This window comes from Actinomyces sp. MRS3W (assembly GCF_032465695.1).
Classification (GTDB): domain Bacteria; phylum Actinomycetota; class Actinomycetes; order Actinomycetales; family Actinomycetaceae; genus Actinomyces.
The window spans coordinates 1-5,521 of sequence record NZ_JAWDJJ010000037.1 but is presented as its reverse complement, the minus strand read 5'-3'; the positions used below and the strand labels follow the sequence as shown (position 1 = coordinate 5,521).

The window sequence follows — 5,521 nt, the reverse complement described above, 5'->3', positions numbered from 1 at the left end:
ACATCGTCGAAGCCAACAACGGCATCTCGTGTGAGACGGCCGAGGCCTACCTCCTGAAGAACTTCCGCTGAGCGCGCTTGACGACGAGAGGACAAGACCCCGTCTCGGTCTAAACCGTTTGATGTGTTAGGTGTTTGTCGCTGTGGCGGGGACTGCACTGAACACGTCGGAGGGGTCTGAGACCGCAACATTGTCGCGAATGGTGACAAACGCCGAGAACCGCCCCGTTGCCGTGTAGCAGAATGGCGTCATTCCAACGATCTGCAAAATGCTGCCTGCGGCTGTGGGCTCGTTTGTCACCATTTGCGACAATACGACCTGCAACAACCACCTCCAGCTCCATTCTCCTCAGGCCCACCGCGCCGAGACCGCCTCCAACGCCGGTCCACCGCCAAGCACACGGGCCGGGAGGACCTCAGCGGCCCAGGACCCGAGATACGCGCCACTTGGCGACATCGTCGAAGCCAACAACGGCATCTCGTGTGAGACGGCCGAGGCCTACCTCCTGAAGAACTTCCGCTGAGCGCGCGCCATTGCCTCGTCCCCGCCATTTCCTCAGCTGAGAGCCGAGGCGAAGAGGGGCTCGGCACGAGGGCCAACCGGCTTCCGGCGTGAGGCAGGGAACGGCGCCGGGGTCGCGGACCCTGGGATACTCGCGCCCATGTCCGATCTGCCCGGCTCCACTCCCGCGCTTCCCGATGGCCCCCTCATCGTTCAAAGCGACAAAACGGTCCTGCTGGAGGTTTCCCATCCCGACGCCGCTGATGCGCGGCGCGCGATAGCGCCCTTCGCCGAACTCGAGCGCGCCCCCGAGCACATTCACACCTACCGGATCACCCCGCTGGCCCTGTGGAATGCCCGCGCTGCGGGCCTGGACGCCGAAACCGTCATCCACGTGCTCATCACCTACTCGCGCTTCCCGGTCCCGCACTCGCTGCTGACCGAGATTGCCGAGACGATGGGCCGTTACGGTCGTCTACAGCTGGTCACCGATCCGGCGCACGGCCTAGTGCTGCACGCCACCGACGCGCCCGTCCTGGTGGAGGTCATGCGCTCCAAGCGTACCCAGGGGCTGCTGGGTGCGCGCCTGGGACCGGAGGACGTCGTCGTCCACCCCTCGGAGCGGGGCCACCTCAAGCAGGTGCTCATCAAGCTGGGGTGGCCGGCGGAGGATCTGGCCGGATACGTCGACGGCGAGGCGCATCCGATCGCGCTGCACGACTCCCCTGAGGATGTCGCCGCCGGCGTGGCCGGGGCCTTCGCGCTGCGCCCCTATCAGGCCCAGGCTGTCGACTCCTTCTGGGCGGGCGGTTCCGGCGTCGTGGTGCTGCCCTGTGGCGCCGGCAAAACACTGGTGGGGGCGGCCGCCATGGCGAAGAGCTCCACCACCACCCTCATCCTGGTGACCAACGCCGTCTCCGCACGCCAGTGGAAGCAGGAGCTGCTGCGCTTCACCTCTCTCACGGAGGACGAGATCGGTGAGTACTCGGGGGCGCGTAAGGAAATCCGCCCGGTCACAATCGCTACCTATCAGGTGCTCACCACGAAGCGGAAGGGCGTCTACCCCCACCTGGACCTGCTCGACGCGCGCGACTGGGGGCTCATCGTCTACGACGAGGTGCATCTGCTTCCCGCCCCGATCTTCCGCATGACGGCGGATCTGCAGGCACGCCGTCGGCTGGGGCTGACGGCGACCCTGGTGCGCGAGGACGGGCGCGAGGACGAGGTCTTCAGCCTCATCGGCCCCAAGCGCTACGACGCTCCGTGGAAGGACCTGGAGAGCCAGGGCTGGATTGCCCCGGCCGTGTGCACCGAGGTGCGGTTCACCCTCGGGGCCGGGGAGCGGATGACCTACGCCACCGCTGAGGCGGAGGACCGGTATCGGCTGGCTGCCTCAAGCCCGGCGAAGCTGAAAATCGTTGACACGCTGTTAGAGCGGCACCGGGGGGAGTCGGCGCTGGTCATCGGCCAGTACGTGGATCAGCTGGAGGAGCTGGCCGAGCACCTGGGGGCCCCGGTCATCACCGGGGCGACAACGGTGCGCGAGCGCCAGCGCCTGTATGACGCCTTCCGCTCCGGCGAGGTGACCACGCTGGTGGTCTCCAAGGTCGCGAACTTCTCCATCGACCTGCCGGGGGCATCGGTCGCCGTGCAGGTGTCCGGCTCCTTCGGCTCCCGGCAGGAGGAGGCGCAGCGGCTGGGGCGGATTGTGCGCCCCAAGGCCGACGGCCGGCAGGCGCACTTCTATACGGTGATCGCCCGGGACACGGTGGACCAGGAGTTCGCCGCGCACCGGCAACGCTTTCTGGCCGAGCAGGGATACGCCTACGAGGTCATCGACGCCGAGGATCTACATGCCTCGGCCCCGGCCGACTGACGGCGCTCGCTACCCATCTGTGCGGGCCCATGGCTGATCATTCACCGCCGTTGGCAGCGCTCACGCGATGGGCGTGGGCCTGCCGCGCGAGGGTGTGGGCCAGGGCACGACCGAATGCCTGAACCACGGGCTCGACCCGCTCCGCCTCCGCACGCACGCGCTGCCCGGCGGCGACCGCCTCGGCGGGCAGATCGGCGTCGGTTAAGGACATGAGCGTCTCGTCGTCGGCGTCGAGGCCCAGGGCGCGGGCGGTGACGCGAGACTCCACGAATTCCACACGGGCGGGCGTGGACTCGGGGTGATGCTGGAGGGCCAGGAGTTTGCCCATGCGCCAGGCCTGCACCGGGGCCTTGGCGGAGGAGGCCAGTAGGGTCGCCGTCTCGGGGAGGCGGACGACGCCGTCGTCATGTGAGACCAGCACCGGTAGCCGGGTGCCGTCCTGCGTGGAGACGCCGGCGCGCACCGCCGCGCGCACGGACTCATCGACGATCTCGGAGAACAGCGGGTCCGTGGCCGCCGCCTCGGTCAGTTCCAGCTCGACGACGCCGCGCTCGGTGCCGTACGGAGAGGGGGCGGCGGTGGCGCCGCCGAGTGCTTCCGCGGCAATCTGCGCACCCAGGCAGATGGCAACGGCGGGGAAATCCTCCGCCACCACGCGACGCAGGAGCTCTCCCAGCTCGGGAATCCAGGGATGCGCGGCCACCGCATGAGCGTTCATGGGCCCACCGAGGACGACGAGGCCGTCACCGAGGTCCTCGAAGGCGGGCAATGGGTCACCGGCTTCGGGCCGCACCATGCGCACGGTGAGCCTCTCCGCGGACAACCACTCGCGCAGTCTGCCCAGGGGGGCACGCGCCTCGGGCTCAACAACGGTGATGACCGTGTCGGTGGGGCGGGCTGAGGCGGCGCGAGCAGCGGGCTCGACAGGGGACGAAGCTGCGTGCGAGGCCGGATTGGAAGCATCAGTCATGGGAACTATTGATAGTCGACCATGCGGCTTGCGCCAACCGGACCCGCCCGCATAAAGGTCGCAAAACCACGCTCCCCGGCACTCGTCACCGTTCGATGCCGCCCCTTCGAACCCGGCGCTGGCGGCGAAACCGCTTGCCGTCCGGACGTTTGCCGGGGACGATGTCCCCTGATGCGATCTTCTGCCCGCCCGCTCACGGGCTCTGTTGCCTTTGCTACTGCTGCCGCCCGCACCGACGTCGCCGGGGCTTCCCGGGACAGGATGCGGCGTTCCGCACGAGTCGCCGCCCGGCTGGCTCTGTGCGGCCTACTGCTCGGCGGCGCCGCGGCCTGGACCGTGCCTGTGGCGCAGGCCGCGAACACCCCCGTGGTCGGAACCGGCGAGGTCACCTCGCTGACAAACGGGGTCCCCGCCGACGCCGCCGCTCGCATGCCGACCGCCGTGTCAACGCAGCTCACCAACCATGTCACCGACGATGCGGGAATCCTTGACGACGATGCCGCACAGAAGGTGGTCGATCAGCTGGCCAAGCAGGGCATCGGCCTGTGGATCGTCACCATGAGTGACGACTCCCAAACCGCCGAGCAGTACGCCGCCCAGGCCTGGGAGGATTCCGGTCTCGGCACCACCGACCTGCTGCTGGTCATCAATATGCCTGCCGACGGAACCAACACCTTCGCCTTCGGCGGCTCCGCCAACAACTCGGTGTGGAGCGATTCCAAGCTTGACTCCGTGCGCAGCGACATCCAGCGGGCACTGGCAAGCGGCAACTACGACGGCGCCGTGACCGCCATAGCGGACGCCACCGGCTCCGGCTCCTCCGGATCGGGCACCAGCCTGCTCCTGGGCATCGGCGCCGTCGCAGCGGGCACAGCGGGCGTCGTCGCCTACAGCCGCAGCCGCAAGCGGAAGGCCGGCACCGGTACGGCCGTCCAGCCCACCGAACCGCTCGAGCAGCTACGCACGCGCGCCGGCGCCACCCTGGTGAGCACCGACGACGCCGTGAAGTCAGCCGGCGAGGAGCTGTCCTACGCGCAGGCACAGTTCGGCCTGTCCGCCACCGATGCCTTCACCGCCGCGCTGGAGACGGCCCAGGAGCACGTCGCCCAGGCCTTCGAGCTGCGCGGCCGTCTCGACGACGCGTCCCTGAGCGAAGCTGACCAGCGCCAGCTGTGTGAGGCGATCCTGGCCCACTGCGCCGACGCCACCGGCGCCATCGAGGCGCAGGAGGCGGCCTTCAAGGAGCGGCGCGGCATTGAGGAGAATCTGCCAACTTCCATTGCGGAGACCTCCCAGCGCGCCACCGAGGCGGAGCAGGCCATTGCCACGGCGGACACGCTGCTGACCACGCTGCACGCCACCTACCCGCCCAGCGCTCTCACCAGTGTGTCCGAGGCGCCCGTGCGGGCCCGCAAGCTGCTCGACGCCGGGCGCGCGGCCCTGGACCAGGCCCGTGCGAGCGCGGACGCCGGCAACCAGTCCACCGCCGTGGAGCAGGTGCGCATCGCCCAGGCCTCGATTGCGCAGGCGGGCGAGCTGGCCGGCCAGGTGAGCGGCGTACGCGAGCGCCTGGAGCGGGCCGACGCGGACCTGGAGGCGGCCATCGCCTCCATCTCCTCCGACCTGGTCGACGCCCAGCGGCTGGCGGGGAAGGTACCGGCCGCCTCGTTGCAGCCACTGGTGACCGACGCCGAGGCGGCCGTGGCCGAGGGACGTGCCGCCTCCGACCCGGATGGTGATCCGCTGGCCGCGCTGGATCACCTGACGCGCGCCGAGGCGGCTCTCGATGCGGCTCTGGCCCCGGCGCGCGAGCAGGAGGAGAACGACTCGCGCGCCCGGGCCTCCCTGGGCTCACGCCTGGGCCGGCTCAACTCGCAAGTCTCCGCCGTCACCTCCTACATCACCAGCTACCGCGGAGCGGTCGGTTCCTCGGCGCGCACAGCTCTGGCCGAAGCCTCCCGCCATGCGGCTGCCGCCACGTCGCTCCAGTCGACGGATCCGACAGCGGCGCTGGCCGAGGTTGCCTCCGGGGAGTCGCTGGTCGCGCAAGCGCAAGCCCTGGCCGAGGCCGACGTGCGCAACTCCGGTTCCTGGGGCTCCGGCTCGGGTGGCTCCTCCAGCCAAGGCGGAATCGACCTGGGCTCGCTCGTACTCGGCGGCATCCTGCTGGGCGG

At 69.6% G+C, this 5,521-nt stretch carries 3 protein-coding genes; 2 read left to right on the top strand and 1 reads right to left on the bottom strand.

Features of this window, described 5'->3' with window-relative positions:
* Positions 1 to 661: 661 nt before the first annotated feature.
* Positions 662 to 2,377 carry a DNA repair helicase XPB gene (locus RWX45_RS01035; RefSeq protein ID WP_316021937.1) on the top strand — a complete coding sequence of 572 codons (1,716 nt, stop codon included), beginning with the start codon at positions 662 to 664 and terminating at the stop codon, positions 2,375 to 2,377.
* A 37-nt stretch (positions 2,378 to 2,414) separates the two neighbouring features.
* Here RWX45_RS01035 and RWX45_RS01030 read toward each other — a convergent pair whose 3' ends face one another.
* Positions 2,415 to 3,347, bottom strand: a complete 933-nt coding sequence (locus tag RWX45_RS01030; RefSeq protein WP_316021936.1) for a type 1 glutamine amidotransferase — start codon at positions 3,345 to 3,347, stop codon at positions 2,415 to 2,417.
* Positions 3,348 to 3,518: 171 nt separating this feature from the next.
* Between RWX45_RS01030 and RWX45_RS01025 the strand changes: the two genes are divergently transcribed.
* Positions 3,519 to 5,521 (top strand): TPM domain-containing protein (locus RWX45_RS01025; RefSeq protein WP_316021935.1); only part of this gene is annotated, 2,003 nt, incomplete at its 3' end.

Coding starts and splice junctions, on each gene's coding strand:
- RWX45_RS01035 (WP_316021937.1), top strand. CDS start 662: ATGTCCGATCTGCCCGGCTCCACTCCCGCGCTTCCCGATGGCCCCCTC.
- RWX45_RS01030 (WP_316021936.1), bottom strand. CDS start 3,347: ATGACTGATGCTTCCAATCCGGCCTCGCACGCAGCTTCGTCCCCTGTC.